We start from the raw sequence: 21,694 nt of genomic DNA on the forward strand, positions 1-21,694 counted from the left end.
AATAGGGATTTCGGTTACATATTGTTTTAATTTAGTAAAATTATCAAAACTCATAAATTTGTTCTTCAGGGTGGGTTGATATTGCCACTTTAGTAGCAATTTTATATGTTATATCTTTGTACATTAATCTTTTTTGAATTGCATCGTCTATAGCTTGATTTAAACAATTATGAATTTTTTATACTGTCTTAGTTGAAAAATTAGAAACAAACCATTTAGTAAACGTCCGATAAATTAGGTATGTAACTAATGTTAGCGTCTTTTCGTTACTTCATTTTACTAGTCACTTTTCTTAAGATCATTTTTTATATCAAATGAAATAAACTTACAAAAAACGTTGAGATAAAAGTTCATTTAAGATTATTTCTATACAGAAGATATGAGAAAGAGACGAAAACGGAGAATAAAAAAAGAGCGTCACGACAAAAGAATGATGATAATAGCTTTGACCGGGCTTATTATTCAAAACATTTCAACTATCGTAACGCTACTAAAATAGGAAAGGGCGAAAGCCCTTTACCTCATTATATTATGGAGGTGTTAATTATGACAAGTAAAACTATTAGAAACATAACATTAATCTTAATGATAACAACGATCGTATTAGCATTAATTAACATAGTGATTTTAATTTTAAAATAATAAAAACTGTCTCATCCTAAATAAATGAACGCATATGATGAATTGTACAAAGCTATTGATGTATTAATAAAATCACTGATATATCAAGTTACCAAATAAACAAAGATACTGGTGTTAGTTACGGAAATATAAATGCTATGCGTCGAGGAGAAAGAAGTATTGAAAAACTCACTTTGAAAAATGCAAAAAAACTCTATGATTATCAAATTCAAATGAAATAATAGTTTTAGTAATAAGATATAACTTGCATTAAAATAATCGTTCAAATTACATTTATGTAACCATGTCAAAAAAGCAAAGGTTTAAATTTCTTTATTTAGTAAAGCAAATTAGTTATAATCATATTAATGATAAACAACATATTTTTTAAATATGATTAGTAGCAAGGGTGATATCATGGAATACAAGTCATTAAAAACATTATTTCATATGTATGGTAGTCAAAATTTAGAAACAGAATATCAAATGCGTCGGAAAAGTTTTTCTTCTTATTTAATAGATATAGATATACACCCAATACGTGATGGTAAGCAAGATACAGATCATAGTTACCCACTGTTTTTTGTTATAACAAAAGAATTAGTTAAAAATTTAGAAAAAATATTAATTAATTCTGAAAAAATTAAAAGATTATCTGCCGAATTACCGGGTGTAGCTAATGAATCTTATATCAACCATTTACTTATAAATGAATTACAAAGTACTAATGAAACAGAGAATATTAGAAGTACAAAGGCTGAAATTGCTGAATCTATAAACAAAACTAAAGGTTATAATAAAAGATTTGATGGGTTAGTTAATCAATACTCGATGATTAAAAACTACAATATAACAATTAATTCTATTTCTGATATACGTAAAATATTTGATTCTATGGTTTATAGTGAAATAAAAGAAAGTGATTTACCTGATGGAGAGTTATTCAGAAAAAAAGGGATAGGAGTTTTCGATGAATCAAAGAATAAGTGGATTCATCGAAATGAGTATAATGAAACGAAGCTTATCGAAAATCTAACTTCAATGTTTGAATTTCTTAAATATGATGAAGCACCTGAGGTCTTTAAAATAATGGCTAGTCATTTTATATTTGAATATCTACATCCTTTTTATGATGGTAATGGACGAGTAGGTAGATACATTTTGGCTAAATTATTATCTAATAATTTGGATCCGTTTACTGCTCTTACATTTTCTTATACTGTTAACAATAATAAAAATAAATATTATAAAGCCTTCGAAAATACATCTAATTATTTTAATAAAGGTGAATTAACTATATTTATTAAAGAAATGTTAGATCTGTTGTTGCAAGGGCAATCTAATATTATAGAAACTTTTATAAATAACAAAAATATTCTAGATAAACTAGGTATCTCTTTATCAAAGTTATATAGAGATAAATATGAATTTGATACCTTTTTTATTCTTTTACAAGATAAGATTTTTGGAAGTAAATATTCACGAATTAGTTTAAAGAAAATAAAAGAAATCACTGGTTTTTCTAGAAATAAGATTAATGAGGTTGTAACCAAAAATGAATCAAAACTAAATAAAATAAAAAGTAATCCTGTAATTTATGAAATTAAGGACGATTTTATTGAAGAATTACTTTCTCAAAATGACGTCAATATGACGTAAATAAATTTTAATACAACAGGTGATTTTTATATAAAAAAGGAACGTTCTGAGACGTTCCCGACACACTATAATAGCTATGTTTACGGAGTTTATATACTCTCTCACTCTCCGTAAAACAGTAAAAATTAGTAAACATTAGTTTCACTGATTTATGTTAGAACGTTGTTATATCAACGTTCTTTTTTATTTTGGCAGAAATCTGTAATAGTCTGTTTAAAACATTTTGTATATGTTTCATATCTTTTCTAGCAATTGAAATGATTTTATTAGCTGATTTTGTCATAGTATTTCTTAAATGAATATTACTATTGATATAATCTAAATCATTATATTGTAATTTTGCACCTCTCGAAAAGGTCCACCTGCAACTATAAGTATAAAAATAGTTAAATTATGATAATTCATTTTTACAAGTTAAGAATAATTTTAATTTCCTGTATTCAGTTAAAGACATGAATTTATCTTCTTCTTTCTTTGTAGTTTTCTTTTCATAAATAGGGGCGTTCCAAGTTGGATCACGTTCAATTATTTCCTCATTTAACGCATCTTTAAAAGCTTGTGAAAATCTTTAAGTTGCATTGCCTTATACGCTACTTTTTAGTTTTATAACCTCTTTTACGAGAGCTCTTATTTTACATCTAAAATCATAAGACCATGTTATATTAATTTTTGCACATTCATTCTCATTGTTTTACTCTTGATGTTAAAAAATAGGACGAGAAAGTTACTCGTCCGTAAACTTAATTATCCAAATGCTCAATAGCATATTTTGCTTCTGATTCTGTAAATTTTTCACCGTAGTTAGACACCAAAAGATCGTAAATTGAGTCATTAGACATATGCATATCTTTGGCATATGATTTTGCTTTCTCAAGTGCATTCTTTTCATAATCAGCCTCTAGATGATCTATAGCATATTGTGCATCTTCTTTATCAAATTTTTCTCCATATTCAGATGTTAAAATATCATAAATTCCTAGTTTAGACATGTGGAAATCATCAGAATATGACTTTGCCTTTTCAAGTGCAGAGTTCTCCAATCGTGTTGCAGATTCATTTTCTTTTGCAGGTTCTTTAGTATTTTCTTTGGTGGAGTCATAATTAGTTTTTGTTTCTTCTACTGCAGCTTTATGATTTAGCTCGTCTTTATCATTTACAGTATTCTCTGTAGTTTCTTTAGTTTCGTTATTTGAAATTGATGTTGCTGGTACAATCATTTGTAGATTACCATAATAGGTAATGCTTGCTAATACGATAACTGAAATTGCAACAGTAATGATTGTTCTTGCAATAGATGGCCACTTGCTAAATTTCCACATGAGAAATAAACCTAGTGGAAAAATGAATAAAAGTGATAAAACTATAAACCACTCTTGTTTGTACCATGATGTTGTTTCTTGTTGCATAAAACGTCCTCCTGTGGATCTATTTGATGAAAAGTAGCAGGTTTAATTTTTAATATATTGAAAAAAGCAAATTTGTATATTTAAGGTTATAGAATCACATTGTTAGAAATAAATGTGTAGTAGGTAAGTTAAAGTAATTACTCAAGTCTTGAAGTGTTTTGCAATCGTGAGCGTTGATTGCTTTTTCAATTTGATTTAAAGAGATAAGTGCGTTAGTTTTATTACTTTTTACATAGTAAGTTTTGATGTCTTCTTTCACATAAAAACTTGATGATAATCTACTGTTAACATATAATTCACTATCAAAAAATGACGTATTCTAATTTATCAGGCATTTCAATATATTTAATATCTATACCATCAATCAACTCCTTATATTGATGCATAATTCTCATTCCTTATTTAGTTTTAGAAATTGTATATATTTTATATATAACATCAACGCCTATATGAAACCTTAAATTATGCATAATTTTATTTATAAAAAAAAGAGACTTAATCATACTAAAGTGTAAATTAGTAATATAAGCGTCTCTCTTTATTTATCGCTATTTTTCTTTTGTTTTTATTAATCCATAAAAGCTATAATTTCTCTCATTTCATCTTCAGTAACATCAGGTGTAATATAAGAGATAATTTGATTGTTTTTCATTATGAAGTTTTATTCTGTTAATTTAATAACATTAAACATTATCAGTTACAGTTTAAATTCTCTTTATTCCTATTGGAATGTTAGAATGAGTGAATTTTATAGCTTCATCTATTTCCCTTCAATCTATACTTTTAATATTCGTTGAGATATCTCGGAAAAATTATCTAACAATTTCGGTACTCATATAAGACCCCATATTGTTATATAAAGTAATTTAAAAATATCACAAACTAATCGGTGTTACAATATTATTTAAATGGGATATATTAAATGATTAATTCATGAGATAATTTATTTTTGAAAAGAGAACGATTCTTATAAAAAATGTATATATAGTCAATAATGGAATCATTGATTAAAATAATAGAGTACTTTATAAATTGAAATGTGATGATGAAAGTTACGTAGGTTACTAACTTAAAAGCAATGACTATATTAAAGACTGATAGATGACGCATGTAGTCCACATTTTCAATAGGTGATTGACTTTTAAACATATTACTTTAAGTTGAAAATAACATATTAAGCTCAACTACTGATATTTAATAAGCAAGTAGGTATAATTATACGTGTATATAATTTGGAGGAATGCATTGTGAATTTTTGGTTACAGGAACAAGCTCAATCAAATGGAAATCGATTGGCGATTGTTACAAATCAGTTATCTTTAACGTACGAAGAATTATATCATCGTGCAAAAACAATCGCGCAATATTTAACTTCTTTAAATCAGAAAAGGATTGGTTTATATATAAGCAATGATATTGATTCAGTTGTTTTGATTCATGCTTGTTGGTTAGCTCATATTGAAATCGCTATGATAAATACACGTTTAACGCGACATGAGATGATAAATCAAATGAATTCGGTCGACATAACAACGATTGTACACACGTTACCTTTAGAATTAGAAGGATTTAATTTATATCATTTTAATGATTTAACACAATTGGATAAATATGATGTTTCAAGTTACAAATTTAATTTAGAATCGATTGCATCAATTATGTTTACGTCTGGAACGACGGGACCTCAAAAAGCTGTGCCTCAAACGTTTAATAATCATTTAGCCAGTGCTATAGGCTGTAAACATAGTTTAGGATTCGAACAAGATACTGAGTGGCTTTCGGTCTTACCTATATATCATATTTCTGGGCTCAGTGTTATTTTACGCGCAGTGATAGAAGGATTCACTGTCAGACTTGTTAAAAAGTTTCAAACTGATGATATGTTAACACAAATCAAGACTTATCCAATCACCCACATGTCTCTTGTTCCACAAACGTTAAAGTGGTTAATGGATGCAGGATTGACTCAACCATTTTCTTTAGAAAAAATTCTGCTAGGTGGTGCTAAATTATCACCACAATTAATAGAGCAAGCATTGACTTATCGTTTACCTGTATATAATTCTTTTGGTATGACAGAAACTTGCTCTCAGTTTCTAACAGCCTCACCTCAAATGTTAAATGAACGTTTCGATACTGTTGGAAAACCAAGTGAAAATGTTGAAGTGAAAATAAAAAATCCCAACGCATATGGCCATGGAGAGTTATTAATTAAAGGTGAAAATGTGATGAATGGTTATTTATATCCCAAAGATTTAAAAGACACATTTGATAATGATGGGTATTTTCAAACTGGAGATATAGCTGAAATAGATGATGAGGGTTATGTCATGATATATGATCGGCGCAAAGATTTGATTATAAGTGGCGGAGAGAATATTTACCCTTACCAAATTGAAACAATAGCAAAAGACTTTGAAGGCATTGAAGATGCCGTATGTGTGGGAATATCAGATGATACTTGGGGGCAAGTGCCAATACTATATTATGTGACAAATCAAGATATTAATCGTAATGAATTAATAGAACATTTTGAAAATCATGTAGCTAGATATAAAATTCCTAAAAAATATTATCAGGTAGAATCTTTATCTTATACATCGACAGGTAAATTACAACGTAAAAAGGTCAAAAGTGAAGACTTGAATGAGGGAAAGAATAATGAAAGTTAAGGCAATCAATCTATATACTTATAAGGAACCTTTTAAATCACCAATTTCAACACCGAAAGTGAAGTTAACGCATCGAGAAAGTTTGTTTACGGAAATAGTAACTTATAGTGGAGAAATTTATTATGGAGAGTGTAATGCATTTTTAACTAATTGGTATGATAAAGAAACAATACTCACAGTCGCAAATAGATTAAGAAAGTGGATACCACAAGTACTTCATCAAGATATGATATCTTTTGATTCATGGTTACCTTACCTCAATCAAATGAATGATGCGCCAGCTGCTCGATCAATGGTTGTCATGGCTGTTTATCAAATGTATAACGATCTGCATGATTTTGAAGTACAATATGGTGCTACAGTTAGCGGCTTAACTAATAGTCAAATTGAAACATTATTAGAAACAAGACCGAAACGTATTAAACTTAAATGGTCAACATCACTTATCAAAGATCTTGAAACTATACGTTTATTAAATCTTGAGTGTGATATTGCAATAGATGCAAATGAATCATTAACAAAGCCATCATTTTTACAATTAGCCAATGAAAAAACATCAGATATTATATATATTGAAGAACCTTTTAAAATTCTAGAAGATTTAAATGATATTGATATGTCTATTTTTCCTAAAATTGCCATCGATGAAAAGGCACTTTCTATAGAAAAAATACAATCAATAATTCAACAATATCCCATACAAGTCGTCGTGTTAAAACCATTTAGACTTGGAGGAATAGATAGAATGTTAGACGCCATGAAAATTTTGAAAGAAAAAAATATAAGGTTTGTAGTTGGGGGCATGTATGAGTTTGGTCTAAGTAGATATTTTACAGCAATGTTAGCTAAAGAAGGAAATTATCCGGGTGATATAACGCCACACGGTTATTATTTTGCTAATGATATCGTAGAAACAAGTGGCATATTAAAAGAGGGAATGATTTATTTCACTCCCCCTAAAGTCAAGCGTTCTTTACTTAACAAAGTTTAATGATGATGTGTGGTTTTAGAATTTTTATCCTTTTTTAATGGAACAGGATCAAAGCCACCTTTATGCAATGGATGACATTTAAGTATGCGCCGTACACCGAGATAAAGTCCCTTTAGAGCACCATGGTATTCGATGGCTTCTCTAGTGTATTGTGAACATGTTGGATAAAATCGACATGTTGGGGGTGTAAGTGGCGAAATAAAACGTTGATAAAATACAACTAGAGATAACAATATTTTTTTCAACATTGATAAAGGCCTCCAACTAAATATTTGATAAATATATTTTAACATAGGATGAGAGGAAGTGAGGAACGTGGAGTTTGAGGATAAAGATGGAAGGGTTGTAACATTGAACTATAAAAATGAAAATGATATGCCAAATGGTAATCACGTTCTTGCAATTCCTGTATACAATAGTCAGTTATTATTTACACACCATCAACAACGTGGGATAGAGTTTCCTGGTGGTAAAGTTGAAATAAGCGAACAAAGTAAAGAAGCAGTAATTAGAGAGTTATACGAAGAGACGGGTGCAATCGCAAAATTTATCTACTATTTTGCACAGTATCGTATAAAAACGGAGCATGATGAGCCGTTTATTAAGGATGTTTACTTCGTTGAAGTAAGTCATTTGGAATATGTAGATACCTATTACGAGACTTTAGGCCCTTGTCTTTATCATCATATTAATGATATTCCTTTAAATAAAAGAAGTTTTTTAATCAATGATAAGGCGATTCTTCATTGTTTGGAAAGGGTGAGAGCACTTGGATTTTATTAAGGAAAAGCGCATGCCAATCGAATATGAAACTCATTTTTTTAATGAAGTAACATATATTGTAGATTATTTAAAAGTTAAGGCTCTGATGATGATTCCGAAAAGCAAAAAAGATATCAAACGTATTGTTATATACTTAAGAGGTGGTAAAGGGCAAGTTGGAAGAGTGAGAGCCGCAAGACTTATGCAATTTGCAAATGAACATACCTTAGTTATAGGCCCATACTATAGAGGAAATAATGGAAGTGAAGGAAGAGATGAATTTTACCGTGGTGATTTAAATGATGTAACGCATTTGATTCGACTTTTAAATCAAAACTATCCTTCTGCATTTATACATATGGTAGGATTTTCACGTGGAGGTCTACAGGGATTACTTACTTTTAATGATTTGCCTGTAGATAGTTATATGATTTGGGGTGGCGTATCTGATATACATTTAATGTATGAAGAACGAGTTGATTTGAGAGGAATGTTACGACGAATGGTTGGACATCCAAAAAAAGATACGAAAGCTTATAAGAGCAGAGATGCAATGCAATTTATAAAAAAAGATAGTCCTCCTATTCTCATTATTCATGGTGGCAAAGATATTCAAGTTGGAATACACCAAGCTTATGATTTAGAAAAAAAATTAAAATCCAAAGGAACCTATTATCAAACCTATTATCAATTGGATGAAGGTCATGTACCACGACCTGCTGCGATGAGAGACGTAATTCAATATATACATCAATGGATGAACGACGTCGAAAATAAAAATTTAAATATATTGTGACAATGGATTATACATGTTGATGATAACAATGTATATATTAGAAATAATTAGATATTAAATAATGAGATTGTTTGAAACTTTAGAAATGTATTATCATATATAGATATCCTCAAATAAATGTATTAATAATCCACTCGGCATTTAAATAAAAATTTAAGTGCCTGAGGTATTGAAAGCTTTCTCAGGCACAATGCTTTTAAATTTAACATATAAATGTGCATATTAATTATTGATTAAATGCACCTTTGTTGGCAATATGTTCGACTTCCTTGCCGAATTTTTTAAAGTTATTATTAAAGCGTTGAATCAAATCGTAAGCCTGTGCTTTGTAGTTATCTTTATTGTTCCAAGCATTGATAGGATTCAGAATAGTTGTAGGTACATTGTCAATCTGAACTGGAATATTTAAGCCAAATGTATCATCTTTAATATATTTAGTATTTTTTAATTTACCTGATATAGCTTGATCTACCATTTCACGAGTATAGTGTAGACTAATTCTTCGCCCTATACCATATTTGCCACCTGTCCATCCAGTATTTACTAGATATACATCAACATCATGAATATCGATTAAATTTCCAAGTAAATCAGCATACTTTGTTGGACTTAAAGGTAAGAATGGTGCACCAAAGCAAGTTGAAAACGATGGTTGAGGTTCAGTAACACCACGTTCTGTTCCAGCTAGTTTAGACGTAAACCCACTTAAGAAATGATACATTGCTTGATCTTTAGTTAGCTTTGAAATAGGAGGGATAACTCCAAATGCATCAGCGGTTAAGAATATAATCGTATTCGGATGTGCTGCCTTTGAAGGTGTAACAATATTCTCTATATAGTCAATAGGGTAGGCGGCACGAGTGTTTTCAGTATAGGTGTTATCATCAAAATCTACTGTACCGTCATCATTTGTAACTGTATTTTCTAAGATTGTTCCATATTTAATAGCATTATAAATTTGAGGCTCTTTCTGTTTAGATAAATGAATTGCTTTTGCATAACATCCACCCTCAATATTAAAAACGCCATTTTTATTCCAACCGTGTTCATCGTCACCAATTAACTTACGTTTTGGATCGGCAGAAAGCGTCGTCTTACCAGTTCCTGATAATCCAAAGAATAATGCTACATCTCCTTTTTCTCCAACATTAGCTGAACAATGCATACTCATGATATCCTGCATTGGAAGCAAATAATTCATTACAGAGAAAATACCTTTTTTCATTTCACCAGCGTATTCTGTACCACCAATTAAAATCACTTTATGTTTAAAAGATATAATGACAAATGTTTCACTATGTGTCCCATCTAATTCAGGATTAGCTTTAAAGTTAGGTGCTGAAACAATCGTAAAGTTGGGTTTTATATTTTGAGCTTCATCTATAGATTCTGGACGAATAAACATGTTACGAGCAAATAAGTTATGCCAAGCTAATTCATTTATCACCTTAAGTTTAAGACGTGACTCTTTATCGCTCCCTGCATATCCACTAAATATGTAAAGTTCATCTTTCTGATTTAAATAGTCGAGTACTTTATTGTAAAGTTTTAGAAATGTTTCTTCATCCATGGGCTGATTGATATCTCCCCAATTTATATTATCCTTATACGATGGTTCAGTGACAATAAATTTATCTTTAGGTGAACGACCAGTGTACTTACCTGTTTTAACATTTATTGCCCCCAGTTCAGTTAATTCACCCTCATGGTTTTTTAAAATTTTTTTGTATAATTGTGTTGATGATAGTTGAAAATGTGATGTAGCTTTTTCTATTAGCTGATTTATCTTAAGTGTTTCTGTGTATGTATCTATAGACATACCCAATCCCTCCATACAATAATTTATGTAAGCCCTTACATTTAGATAGTATAACACACCGATTGAATTTATCCACTTTAAAATAGAAATAGTGACAATGTATAAAATTGACAACATACTTTGAATTAGATATTATTAAGTTTAACGGATTCTCTTATCCTGAGTGGTGGAGGGACATGGACCCAATGAAACCCAGCAACCTCTTTATTTAAAGAAAGGTGCCAAACCGTTTGCAGACAAATATGGTCTGAACGATAAGAGCGAATGGACGTTTAAGAGCCTTCTCTCTATCTATATAGTGAAGAAGGCTCTTTTATTTAGCTCTCATATTTAAAGAGAATTTTCGTAATTTATTTAAAGGAGAAAATGATGACATACAATAAACGATTATTTACCTCAGAATCAGTTACTGAAGGCCATCCTGATAAAATTGCTGACCAAGTTTCAGATGCCATTCTTGATGAAATATTAAAGGATGATCCCAATGCTCGTGTAGCATGTGAAACAACAGTAACAACAGGAATGGCACTTATTTCTGGAGAAATCTCAACAACTACTTATGTAGATATTCCTAAAGTGGTGAGGGAAACGATTAAAGATATTGGTTATACTAGAGCAAAATATGGTTATGATTCACAAACAATGGCAGTGTTAACTGCGATTGATGAACAGTCACCTGATATAGCACAGGGTGTAGACAAAGCGCTTGAATATCGAAATGAAATTTCTGAAGAAGAAATTGAAGCAACAGGTGCAGGTGACCAAGGATTAATGTTTGGATACGCAACTGATGAAACTGATACGTATATGCCGCTACCTATATTCCTGTCACATCAACTTGCTAAACGATTATCTGATGTACGAAAAGATGAAATTTTAGATTATCTTCGTCCAGATGGAAAAGTACAGGTGACTGTTGAATATGATGAAGATGACCAACCTAGACGTATTGATACTATTGTTGTTTCTACACAACATGCTGAAGATGTAGAGTTAGCACAAATTGAAAAAGACATTAAAACGCATGTTATATACCCAACTGTAGATAAAGCTTTATTAGATGAAGAAACTAAATTTTACATTAACCCGACTGGACGTTTCGTTATTGGAGGACCTCAAGGAGATGCTGGTTTAACTGGACGTAAAATTATAGTTGATACGTATGGTGGTTATGCCCGTCATGGTGGAGGTTGTTTTAGTGGTAAAGATCCTACTAAAGTAGATCGTTCAGCAGCTTATGCAGCAAGATATGTAGCTAAAAATATTGTTGCAGCTGGTTTAGCTAAACAATGTGAAGTACAACTTGCATATGCAATCGGTGTAGCAGAACCCGTTTCTATTTCAATTAATACGTTTGATACTGGAAAGGTTTCAGAAGCACGTTTAGTTGAAGCTGTAAGAAAGCATTTTGATTTAAGACCAGCAGGTATCATTAAAATGTTAGACTTAAAACAACCGATATATAAACAAACAGCAGCGTATGGTCATTTTGGACGTACAGACGTATTATTACCATGGGAAAAATTAGATAAAGTCAACCTTTTAAAAGATGCAGTTGAAATTCAATGACTTGTAAAATAGAAAATAAATAATTATAAAATATATGTCGAAAATAAGCCTTTTTTCTATTATAATTAGAGTTATTGAAACTGATAAAGGAGCGTTGTTTTAATGGATTTTTCTTCACCGACAGTAATCGGCTTAATTGTTGCAATACTTGTGGCTGTTTTATTCTTTGTACTCTTCTTAGTAGCGAACCATAGTAAGAAGAAAGTGAAAAATCAAACAGAAGCACATTATAAAGAAAAAGAGCAACATCTTAAAGAATCTCATGAAGAAGCTTTAGAAAAAGAGAGAGTAGAGAATAAAAAAGTTGTTACAAAACAACAAGAAGATTTTGACGTGACAGTTAGTAACAAAAATCGTGAAATTGATGCGTTGAAACTATTCTCAAAAAATCATAGCGAATATGTGACAGATATGAGATTAATTGGTATTCGTGAGAGACTAGTAAATGAAAAGAGAATACGCCCTGAAGATATGCATATTATGGCAAATATTTTCTTGCCTAGTAATGAGTTAACTAATGTTGAACGTGTGAGTCATCTAGTACTTACACGAACTGGCTTATATATTATTGACTCTCAATTATTAAAAGGCCATGTTTATAATGGCATTAGTGGTGCGCAATTTAAAGAATTACCTACGATGTCACAAGTTTTTGACACGCTCGACTTAGATTCATCACAGCCACAGACATTGGTCTTGGATCAAAATGAAGATCAACATTCATTATCTTTTGTTAATTATTCGGATAAGATTAAACATATTGAAAAATTAGCAGGAGACTTACAAAATGAATTGAATACTAAATATACGCCAACATCAATACTGTATTTTAATCCTAAAAAGGATAATGATGTGACTATTTCTCATTATACACAATCATCAAATGTTAAAGTTTTAGTTGGTCCTGAACAATTAGAAGAATTCTTTAACAAGTTTGTTTTCCATGGACGCATACAGTACAATGTGGATGATTTACAAGATATCATGGATAAAATTGAGTCATTCAATTAAATTATTAAAGAAATTACTTTATTTTTCATATGAGTGCTTATTATAGTCTTCAAAACAATTACTACAAATTAATTGTTTTGAAGGCTTTTTTGATTTGATAGTATTACTTTTTTAAAAAGTAAAAAAAGGGTATGTATTACTAGTAAATTTTTTAATTACAATGATTAAAGGAGAGATCATATGGAGACGGTTCAATTTTATAACGGAAGAACAATGCCTAAAATAGGACTCGGAACTTATAGAGTAAAAGATAGCGATGAATGTAGAGAATCTGTAAAACATGCTATCGAACAAGGTTATAGAAGTATAGATACGGCAATGATTTATGGTAACGAAGAAACGGTAGGTCAAGGTATTAAGGAAGGATTAAAATCGACTGGTTTGAGCCGTGAAGATTTATTTATAACTTCTAAATTATGGCTAACTGATTTTGGACGTCAAAATGTGGAAGAAGCCTATCGCCAATCTGTTGAAAAATTAGGACTGGATTATTTAGATTTATATCTAATGCATTGGCCAGGTACAAATGAAGCGGTAATGATTGATAGTTGGAGAGGTATGGAAGACTTATATAAACAAAATCAGGTGAAAAATATTGGTGTGAGCAATTTTACCCCAGAACATTTTGAAGCTTTGCTTGCCCAAGTTTCTATTAAACCGGTCATTAACCAAGTAGAATTTCATCCTTATTTAACACAAAATAAATTGCGAAAGTATTTAGAAGCCCAAAATATTATCATGGAATCATGGTCTCCATTAATGAATTCACAAATTCTCCATGATGATGTCATAAATGAAGTAGCTAATGAAGTAGGGAAAACTCCAGCCCAAGTTGTAATAAGATGGAATATTCAGCACGATGTTGTTGTTATACCTAAATCCGTAACACCACATCGCATAGAAGAAAATTTAGACGTATGGAATTTTGAATTAAGCGACAACCAAATGGAAAGAATCGATCAATTAAATCAAGATAAAAGAATTGGACCTAACCCTCTTGAATTTGACGGTAAGTAAATCAATAGTAAAATGGCTAAGACAATAGCATTTGTCTTAGCCATTATTATATATTGGTACAACATCGTTGAGTTGAGAATATGTTTATTTTTTAACTACAATTATTCTCGTTGTCATGATAGCTTGAGGACCTTAATAAGGATTTAGTTTCGTTGAGCTTCTAAATTAATAAGATAATTAAAGATACAAATAGAAATCATAATCTATGAAATAAGTTACTATAACCGTAAGTAAAAGTTATTTTAATATTAGATATGGTATCCACAGAAGCAAGCAATGAAACCTAAAATAAATTGTAATAAGGAATAAACTACAAAACGTAATGGTTTAAATTGAGGGCTTAACATATTAACAAGTTCAGATGATAATGTTGAAAAAGTAGTTAAACCTCCGAGAACACCTGTAACAAAGAAAGGAAACATATCCTGGCTAGCGAGTGCGTGCCCCATCATAAACCCGATAATTAAGCTACCTGTAATATTTACTATAGATGTTCCAATAGGAATTTTACTATTGAATAAGCTTTGGCATATATTTGTGATTAAGGCTCTAAATACAGCACCGATTCCTCCACCTAACATAACGAGCAAAATAGTAATCAAGAAAATCTACCTCCTATTTTGACACCGAGGTAACAGCTTAGTATTCCTAAAATATAACTCGTTACACCGTATACAGTAAACAGTATAAAATGATGTTGATTAAGTAGTGTTATAAGTTCAAATTGAAATGTTGAAAAAGTAGTTAACGCACCAAGTAAACCAGTGGTAAGCCCTTTTTTTATGTTTGGATGAGTTTTAAAGAGTGAAACGCTTAAAGCGCCGATACTGCCCATTAAAAAAGCACCCAATAAATTTGCAACAAATGTTCCCAACGGAAAGGTTGAACCTTCATTAAGCATTGATAAACAGAATCTTATCAATGCACCTAAAGCACCGCCTACAAAAATATATAGATATTGCATCTATATTTCACCTCAAAATATAAAAGAGTTGATTGTTTATTTAAAAATGTAACCAAAAGTATGTAAAGATGAAAGAATATGGATAATAATAGTGATTAAAATAATCAATGGTAAAATTTTGCTTGCAAATCTAATCCAATCTGAACTTTCCTTAGCATACTTTATAGATTTATCGGCAAAAACTATCGATAAAATAAGTATTATAATATTAACGATACTTGTAACTACAACAATTTTCATAAACGATTGAAATATATTACTCAATAATGAATTATTGGTATTAAAGAAAAAACTTAAAATTATCATTAATAGACTAAGATAAAAATACTTTTTTGACCGAGCCATAAACTGCCTCCTAGATAAACATTATTACAATATACTATCATATTTATTAAACTTAAACATAGTAATTTTCATTCCATTTTAGACAGTATATTTAAAATTAAAGCAAATAATTCGCTTACATTTCAAGGTCATGTTATAAATAAGTTATAAAATTTTTAAATTTAAAACGTGATAACAAAACGCTATCCCTAGTTTTAGTATGATATACATACAAATAATCAATTCTATACATATAATTGATAGTATTGACCTTTCACGTTCAGGAGGAGAAATGACATGACAAAGTTAAATGTTAAAGTGTTTGCGGATGGTGCAGATATTGAAGAAATGAAATCAGCATATAAGAATCAACTTGTAGATGGTTTTACAACGAACCCAAGCTTAATGGCTAAAGCGGGTGTAACTGATTATAAAGCTTTTGCAGAGGAAGCGGTTAGTGAAATACCTGACGCATCAATTTCTTTTGAGGTGTTTGCCGACGATTTACCTACTATGGAAAAAGAAGCTGAGATTTTAAAACAATATGGTGATAATGTATTTGTAAAAATTCCTATTGTTACAACAACCGGTGAGTCTACACTACCATTAATTAAAAGTTTATCATCGAAACAGGTAAGGTTGAATGTTACAGCTGTCTATACTATAGAGCAAGTAAAAGCAATTACTGACGTTGTAACTGAAGGTGTGCCAACATATGTGTCAGTATTTGCAGGACGTATTGCAGATACTGGTATTGATCCACTTCCTTTGATGAAAGAAGCCGTTAAGGTAACTCATAGTAAAGAAGGCGTTCAATTATTATGGGCTAGTTGTCGTGAAGTATATAATGTAATTCAAGCTGATGAAATTGGCGCTGATATTATTACTTGCCCAGCTGATGTTGTAAAAAAAGTTAATAATAATTTAGGCCGTGATATAGGAGAACTTTCAGTAGATACAGTCAAAGGTTTTGCCAAAGATATTCAAAGTTCTGGTTTGTCAATTCTATAAATGTAAAAAAACAGCAATTAAGTGGATTTATTTCACTAGATTGCTGTTTTATTTTAGTTATATAAGAAGATTTGAAAGAATAGTTTAATTCATTTACTATTGATAAATATGACTAATTCTGAAGAGAGGTACCTATCAAATGAGTAAAAATGAATTCATCAAAAGAGTAAATAAGCAATTATGGTTTTTAAATGCTAAAGAAAAAAATGCGCTTAACAAATATATTGACTCAGTTGATCAGGATAAAAGTGTTGACACAAATAAGCCAATAAGATTTTCAAATGAATATTTAAAGAAATTTATATTTAATCATAAGAAAAAATCGACTTCTCATGTGTTCGTACTTTTAATTTGTATGGTTTTAGCTTATGCATTTTTGCTCGGACTCTTTATTTTAGGGTTAGTGACCAGCTTAGCTATAGTACATGCCTATATCAACCCACGTATTGATTTATCAGGTTTTGTTATGTTAACTGTTTTGATTATTGCGATAGTTATGATGATTGCTAGTTTATATGCTATTAAACATACGACTGCCTTATTCACTAAAAAGCTTTTAGAATATAAATTTAATAAAAAGTAGTTTTCTCTATGATATGACCTACGGTAAGACTTTCTTGCCACTTTTTTGTTACTAGGGTATAGGGGATGTTCACTTCGATAGTCGAACCATTTTCAAAAACTATCTTTGTTGTATGAATTGAAGAATGAATTCCTATAATATTGCGTGCATTGATAAAATATTTAATCGATGCACGTTTTTGCGTAACTGGAAATAATATGGTTTCCTCATTGATATAGATAGGTATGAGTTTTTTTATGTTTAAAATATTTTTAGATAACATACATTGATGATGATAAGATTTTTGATGTAATTCCAATAAATAATGTAATGTTTTTTCAGGTGAACATGGTAAATGAATATTGTAATGTTCATACTGAATATAGGTTTCAACATTTGTTGAAAACGCAGTTTGAAGATATAAAAGTGAATGCGTTGATATACATTTCATAGATGTCAATCCTTTGTAGATAAAATTAAATAACGACGTAGTTTTCGTATTGTGTTAGATTTTATTTTTTTAATCGTTGTAGGTGAAAAATCTAAGATTTGGGAAATTTCATATTGTTTGTATCCTTGTAAATATAAGGCTAACCAATCTCGTTCGCGTGGAAGTAACTGTTGTGAAATATCTTTAATAAATAAATCGATTTCGTTGATTGAAATTGACGGAGAAAGTTCTGAAAGGGTATCAATACTACATATATTAAGCGTAGTATCTTTTTGTCTAAATAAATCTATAAGATAGAATTTTAAGCGTATAAATAGATAAGATTTAAAAGAAGAAGATTGTTGTTCATCAAAATCGAGTGTAAGTTGCCACATTTTAATGAGCATTTGTTGATAAAATTCATCATAATTATAAGTGATTTGATAACTTTTTAACAAATAATGTATGATATTATTGTATTTTTTATATGATTCCTCAAATGACATGTAATTAACTCCTATTTATGTACATAAAGTGATTTCCGGATAAATAGAAGTTAACTTATTGTTTGAAAATAATCATTTGCGTAATTGAAGCAATAGGTGTTAAATAGTAGTCATAGACTTTATTAATATATAAAATAAGTGTTTTATTTGCATGCTAACTTGGCTTTTCAACATAAATACTTTTTGAATAAAGAGGAGGGACTTTTATGGATTACGCACATTTAAATCTAGAGCACTTTTTTGCACGAAATGATGATTTGGATATCATTAGAGATCGATCTGATTTTGTGATGATTAATAATTTCACCAATGAGATGAAATACCGTGAAGGTGAAATTGAAGGAACTATCGATTTAAATCAATACTATTATAAAAATAGATCACAAGCTGTAAGTTTCATAATGATGAATTATAAGAAATGATATTTAGAGTGTCACCATAGTGACTAAATTTGGATTTATAAAACCTATTCAACACTATAATGTTTAAATAAATTAAAATTTAAATCTAATTGCCATAAAAACAAAAGGTGATATTGCTGTTTAATAATAATCAATGAATTTTTCAGTTTTGTCAGTATATAAAAACATTCATTTGGCATTAAAAAAATTTCGATTCTTGTCTTATTTTTTTAATATGTGCATCGTGTAACCTATTTATTTAAATTTCAATTTGATTACCATTTATTTATGAATTTGTAACAAAAGAAGTTTCAAATTGTGAATGTGTTTGAATAATGTTAAACTTGATTATCGTAATAGAATGACTAGTTTAACAACAATGACCTAAGAGGTGTGAATATGACTAAGCACAAGAAAGGCTCAATATTAGCTATCATAGGTTTGCTAATTGTATTTGTTGTTACAGGTTTTATCTTCTTTTCAATGATTTCAGATCAAATATTTTTTAAACATGTCAAACCAGTTGAAAAGGTTGAAAAATTAGATAAAACTTTAGATAAAGCATCTAAAAAGCAAATACACAATTATACGAGCCAACAAGTATCTAACAAAGCTAATACAGCTTGGCGTGATGCGTCTGGTACAGAAATTAAAGAAGCTATGGATAGTAGTAAATTCATAGATGATGATAAACAAAAATATCAATTTTTAGATTTGTCTAAGTATCAAGGCATTGATAAAAATAGAATTAAACGTATGTTGTTTGATAGACCAGTACTACTAAAACATACAGATGATTTTATTAATGCCGCAAAGTCTAAACATGTCAATGAAGTATATCTTATTTCTCATGCTCTATTAGAAACAGGTGCAGCTAAAAGTGAACTCGCTAATGGTGTAGAAATAGATGGTAAAAAATATTACAATTTCTATGGTGTTGGTGCATTAGATAGTGACCCTATTAAAACAGGTGCCGAATATGCTAAAAAACATGGATGGGACACACCACAAAAAGCTATATATGGTGGCGCTGATTTTATTCATAAGCATTTCTTATCTCATGATGATCAAAATACACTTTATAGTATGAGATGGAATCCTAAAAATCCGGGTGAACACCAATATGCTACTGATATAAAATGGGCTGAAAGTAACGCGAATATCATTGCAGATTTCTACAAGAACATGAAAACAGAAGGTAAATACTTCAAATTATATGTTTATAAAGATGACGATAAACACCAAAAATAAATTAAATAGTTAAACTAAACACCACTAATAAAAGTTGTGAAGTTAATCGTGCTAATTAAAATTAATTTAGATTTAAGCAATAGTTAACTTTCAATAGTTTTATAGTGGTGTTTTTAATTTATTGGATTAAATGTTGAATTATTCAGCTTTGTTTTTTCGCGATAGTATTGTAAACAGAACTGCAAAAGCAATTAAAACTTTAACTATAAATTTCATAAGCTTCACCTCAAATAAAATTTTAGCATACTATTTTAAGATTAAAAGTCAATCAAATAGGTAATATAGATATAGTGAAAAAGTGTACAATAAAATGTAACTACTAATAATAAATACATAAGGATGATTGATATGCGTGTAGCAATAATAGGTATGGGAACAGCTGGTGTAAGTGTGTTACGCCAACTCGTTAAACATGAAAACTTTTCTCAATTAAAAGTAGATGTATATGATGATGATAGAAATATGGGTCAAGGTGTTCCATTTCAAAATGATAGTAGCGAACTACTTATTAACATGCCATCAAAATCTATGAGCTTAAATCTTGATGATGACCAAGAGTTTTGGAAGTGGTATCAAAATCAGACAGAATTCAATTTTAGTAATCCTCAATATTTGCCTAGATTTGTATTTGGTCATTATATGAAGTCTTATTTATCTTATTATAATGACCAATTTGATAATTTAACTATTATCAATGATAAAGTACAAGAAATTTTTACACAATCCGATGTTGATGACACAGATTTAAAATATCATGTATGTACATGTGATGATGAAAAAGAATGGCGTGAATATGATTATTTATTTTTAACTTTTGGAACTTTTAGTTACCATGACCCTTATGATTTGAAGGGAACTAAAGGCTATATCCAAACGCCGTATCCTACATATCATACTCTTGATAATGTTAAAGATTCAGATCGAATCGTGATTATTGGAACAGGGTTGGCTAGTTTAGATGCTGTGAGATATGTAGCTGCACATCATCCATCTTTACCCATTACTATGACAAGTCGTTCTGCAGCATTGCCAAGTGTTAGAGGAAAAATGACTAAAATTCAGTTTACGCATTTAACTAAATCACGATTTAATGGAATTATGAAAAAACACTTTGGTAATGTACCATTAGAAAAGGTAGTTTCATTATTTTTAAAAGAATGTGAAGATTATGGAATAGACTTTAAAAAACTTATTTATCGTAGAACTGGAAACCATGTGAAAGACTTGGAGTATGATTTGAAACATGAAGAAGAAATGGGGATATTCCAAAGTATTATTGAACATTTAAAAGAAAATTTAAACTGGATTTGGAATAGTTTGAGCGTTAAAGATCAAGAAACTTTTAATCGTAAGTACACTAAAATCATTCAATTAAATTCTAATCCAATGCCTCCTAGAACGGCTCGTTTACTAATTAAGTTAATACAGAATAATGAACTTGTCATTAAAAAGGGACTAGAAGACATAGTCCATAAAAATGAGCAATTTATGTTAAAGTACAACGACACCACGCAAAATTATGAGTCGTTTGACATTGTTATTAATGCTACAGGTTCTAAAACACATCTTTCTCAATTAGATGAGGATGATCAATTAATTTTAAACTTAGAAAATAGACAAATTGTTCAACGTCATCCTATGGGTGGCATTCAAATTATCCCAGAAACAAATCAAGTCATAAGTCCTAGATATGGAACCTTAAAAAATGTGATTGCAATTGGACAAATGACCAACGGTGTCAATAAACTTAGAAATGGTGTAAAGATGATTGTTAATCAAGTTGTTGATACAGTATCTCAATTATATATAACACAGGAAAATCGAAATAAGTAATATGCATTTAGCGTGTTTGTGAGTTTAATATATCTTCATAAAATCTTTTAATAAAGTAAGCTATAAAATTGTATTTTAAATTTAAATAT

At 29.9% G+C, this 21,694-nt stretch carries 21 protein-coding genes, 1 pseudogene and 1 riboswitch; of the genes and pseudogenes, 14 read left to right on the top strand and 8 right to left on the bottom strand.

From position 1 onward, the window contains the following. Window positions 1-666 precede the first annotated feature (666 nt). Window positions 667-863 (top strand): annotated as a pseudogene (locus HMPREF2897_RS13260) (hypothetical protein). 175 nt (window positions 864-1,038) lie between these two features. Beyond that, complete coding sequence (locus HMPREF2897_RS05835) at window positions 1,039-2,280, top strand: Fic family protein (protein WP_070592800.1); 1,242 nt, start codon at window positions 1,039-1,041, stop codon at window positions 2,278-2,280. Window positions 2,281-3,020: 740 nt separating this feature from the next. On the opposite strand, the gene HMPREF2897_RS05840 is transcribed toward HMPREF2897_RS05835, so the two are convergent. Continuing rightward, window positions 3,021-3,686, bottom strand: a complete 666-nt coding sequence (locus HMPREF2897_RS05840; RefSeq protein WP_002446741.1) for an Ltp family lipoprotein — start codon at window positions 3,684-3,686, stop codon at window positions 3,021-3,023. Between the two features lie 1,247 nt (window positions 3,687-4,933). Between HMPREF2897_RS05840 and menE the strand changes: the two genes are divergently transcribed. Beyond that, complete coding sequence (gene menE, locus HMPREF2897_RS05850; protein ID WP_046044309.1) at window positions 4,934-6,358, top strand: o-succinylbenzoate--CoA ligase; 1,425 nt, start codon at window positions 4,934-4,936, stop codon at window positions 6,356-6,358. Beyond that, window positions 6,348-7,349 carry an o-succinylbenzoate synthase gene (gene menC / locus HMPREF2897_RS05855; protein ID WP_070592801.1) on the top strand — a complete coding sequence of 334 codons (1,002 nt, stop codon included), beginning with the start codon at window positions 6,348-6,350 and terminating at the stop codon, window positions 7,347-7,349. Before menE ends, menC begins: the two co-directional genes overlap by 11 nt. Here menC and yidD read toward each other — a convergent pair. Beyond that, entirely contained in the window at window positions 7,346-7,594 is a 249-nt protein-coding gene (gene yidD / locus HMPREF2897_RS05860; RefSeq protein WP_002457867.1) for a membrane protein insertion efficiency factor YidD, read from the bottom strand. The two genes, menC and yidD, sit on opposite strands and share 4 nt — an antisense overlap. A gap of 70 nt (window positions 7,595-7,664) precedes the next feature. On the opposite strand from yidD, the gene ytkD reads away from it, so the two are divergent. Continuing rightward, window positions 7,665-8,132 (top strand): RNA deprotection pyrophosphohydrolase, encoded by a 468-nt coding sequence (gene ytkD, locus HMPREF2897_RS05865; RefSeq protein ID WP_002446736.1) that lies wholly within the window; start codon window positions 7,665-7,667, stop codon window positions 8,130-8,132. After that, entirely contained in the window at window positions 8,119-8,907 is a 789-nt protein-coding gene (locus tag HMPREF2897_RS05870; protein WP_080052294.1) for an alpha/beta hydrolase family protein, read from the top strand. Before ytkD ends, HMPREF2897_RS05870 begins: the two co-directional genes overlap by 14 nt. 226 nt (window positions 8,908-9,133) lie before the next feature. Here the strand turns inward: HMPREF2897_RS05870 and pckA are convergent, their stop codons facing one another. Next, entirely contained in the window at window positions 9,134-10,726 is a 1,593-nt protein-coding gene (pckA, locus tag HMPREF2897_RS05875) for a phosphoenolpyruvate carboxykinase (ATP) (protein ID WP_070592802.1), read from the bottom strand. A 151-nt stretch (window positions 10,727-10,877) separates the two neighbouring features. Further along, window positions 10,878-10,987: riboswitch (SAM riboswitch) on the top strand. A 108-nt stretch (window positions 10,988-11,095) separates the two neighbouring features. On the opposite strand from pckA, the gene metK reads away from it, so the two are divergent. The 3 genes from metK to HMPREF2897_RS05890 all read left to right on the top strand — a co-directional run bounded on the left by metK (window position 11,096) and on the right by HMPREF2897_RS05890 (window position 14,323). Beyond that, complete coding sequence (metK, locus tag HMPREF2897_RS05880) at window positions 11,096-12,295, top strand: methionine adenosyltransferase (RefSeq protein ID WP_002457863.1); 1,200 nt, start codon at window positions 11,096-11,098, stop codon at window positions 12,293-12,295. 102 nt (window positions 12,296-12,397) lie between these two features. Then, complete coding sequence (locus tag HMPREF2897_RS05885; protein ID WP_002446732.1) at window positions 12,398-13,306, top strand: hypothetical protein; 909 nt, start codon at window positions 12,398-12,400, stop codon at window positions 13,304-13,306. Window positions 13,307-13,486: 180 nt separating this feature from the next. Beyond that, window positions 13,487-14,323 carry an aldo/keto reductase gene (locus HMPREF2897_RS05890; protein ID WP_002446731.1) on the top strand — a complete coding sequence of 279 codons (837 nt, stop codon included), beginning with the start codon at window positions 13,487-13,489 and terminating at the stop codon, window positions 14,321-14,323. Between the two features lie 248 nt (window positions 14,324-14,571). Here HMPREF2897_RS05890 and HMPREF2897_RS05895 read toward each other — a convergent pair whose 3' ends face one another. From HMPREF2897_RS05895 to HMPREF2897_RS05905, 3 genes are read right to left on the bottom strand one after another with little or no spacing between them, the layout of a single operon-like run. Beyond that, entirely contained in the window at window positions 14,572-14,925 is a 354-nt protein-coding gene (locus HMPREF2897_RS05895) for a fluoride efflux transporter FluC (RefSeq protein ID WP_002457861.1), read from the bottom strand. Beyond that, window positions 14,922-15,287 carry a fluoride efflux transporter CrcB gene (crcB, locus tag HMPREF2897_RS05900; protein WP_002446729.1) on the bottom strand — a complete coding sequence of 122 codons (366 nt, stop codon included), beginning with the start codon at window positions 15,285-15,287 and terminating at the stop codon, window positions 14,922-14,924. Before crcB ends, HMPREF2897_RS05895 begins: the two co-directional genes overlap by 4 nt. A 36-nt stretch (window positions 15,288-15,323) precedes the next feature. Then, on the bottom strand, window positions 15,324-15,632 hold the full coding sequence (locus HMPREF2897_RS05905) for a hypothetical protein (protein WP_002446728.1): 309 nt from the start codon (window positions 15,630-15,632) through the stop codon (window positions 15,324-15,326). Window positions 15,633-15,908: 276 nt separating this feature from the next. On the opposite strand from HMPREF2897_RS05905, the gene HMPREF2897_RS05910 reads away from it, so the two are divergent. Together HMPREF2897_RS05910 and HMPREF2897_RS05915 are read left to right on the top strand one after the other, a co-directional pair. Continuing rightward, a complete protein-coding gene (locus HMPREF2897_RS05910) occupies window positions 15,909-16,622 on the top strand; it encodes a transaldolase (protein WP_002446727.1) in 714 nt (237 codons plus the stop codon). Window positions 16,623-16,761: 139 nt separating this feature from the next. Next, complete coding sequence (locus HMPREF2897_RS05915; protein ID WP_002446726.1) at window positions 16,762-17,205, top strand: hypothetical protein; 444 nt, start codon at window positions 16,762-16,764, stop codon at window positions 17,203-17,205. Here HMPREF2897_RS05915 and HMPREF2897_RS05920 read toward each other — a convergent pair. Together HMPREF2897_RS05920 and HMPREF2897_RS05925 are read right to left on the bottom strand one after the other, a co-directional pair. After that, complete coding sequence (locus tag HMPREF2897_RS05920; protein ID WP_002457860.1) at window positions 17,192-17,635, bottom strand: competence protein ComK; 444 nt, start codon at window positions 17,633-17,635, stop codon at window positions 17,192-17,194. The genes HMPREF2897_RS05915 and HMPREF2897_RS05920 overlap by 14 nt on opposite strands. Window positions 17,636-17,640: 5 nt before the next feature. After that, window positions 17,641-18,120: a sigma-70 family RNA polymerase sigma factor gene (locus tag HMPREF2897_RS05925; protein WP_002446724.1), complete on the bottom strand. Its 480-nt coding sequence runs from the start codon at window positions 18,118-18,120 to the stop codon at window positions 17,641-17,643. Between the two features lie 206 nt (window positions 18,121-18,326). On the opposite strand from HMPREF2897_RS05925, the gene HMPREF2897_RS05930 reads away from it, so the two are divergent. The 3 genes from HMPREF2897_RS05930 (at window position 18,327) to HMPREF2897_RS05940 (ending at window position 21,605) form a co-directional block, all read left to right on the top strand. Next, window positions 18,327-18,542 carry a hypothetical protein gene (locus HMPREF2897_RS05930; RefSeq protein WP_002446723.1) on the top strand — a complete coding sequence of 72 codons (216 nt, stop codon included), beginning with the start codon at window positions 18,327-18,329 and terminating at the stop codon, window positions 18,540-18,542. Between the two features lie 378 nt (window positions 18,543-18,920). Then, a complete protein-coding gene (locus tag HMPREF2897_RS05935; protein WP_001830727.1) occupies window positions 18,921-19,772 on the top strand; it encodes a peptidoglycan release complex glucosaminidase SagB in 852 nt (283 codons plus the stop codon). Between the two features lie 348 nt (window positions 19,773-20,120). Next, window positions 20,121-21,605: an FAD/NAD(P)-binding protein gene (locus HMPREF2897_RS05940; RefSeq protein WP_002457859.1), complete on the top strand. Its 1,485-nt coding sequence runs from the start codon at window positions 20,121-20,123 to the stop codon at window positions 21,603-21,605. Window positions 21,606-21,694 lie beyond the last annotated feature (89 nt).

It is taken from the genome of Staphylococcus sp. HMSC065D05 (assembly GCF_001813195.1).
Classification (GTDB): Bacteria; Bacillota; Bacilli; order Staphylococcales; family Staphylococcaceae; genus Staphylococcus; species Staphylococcus epidermidis.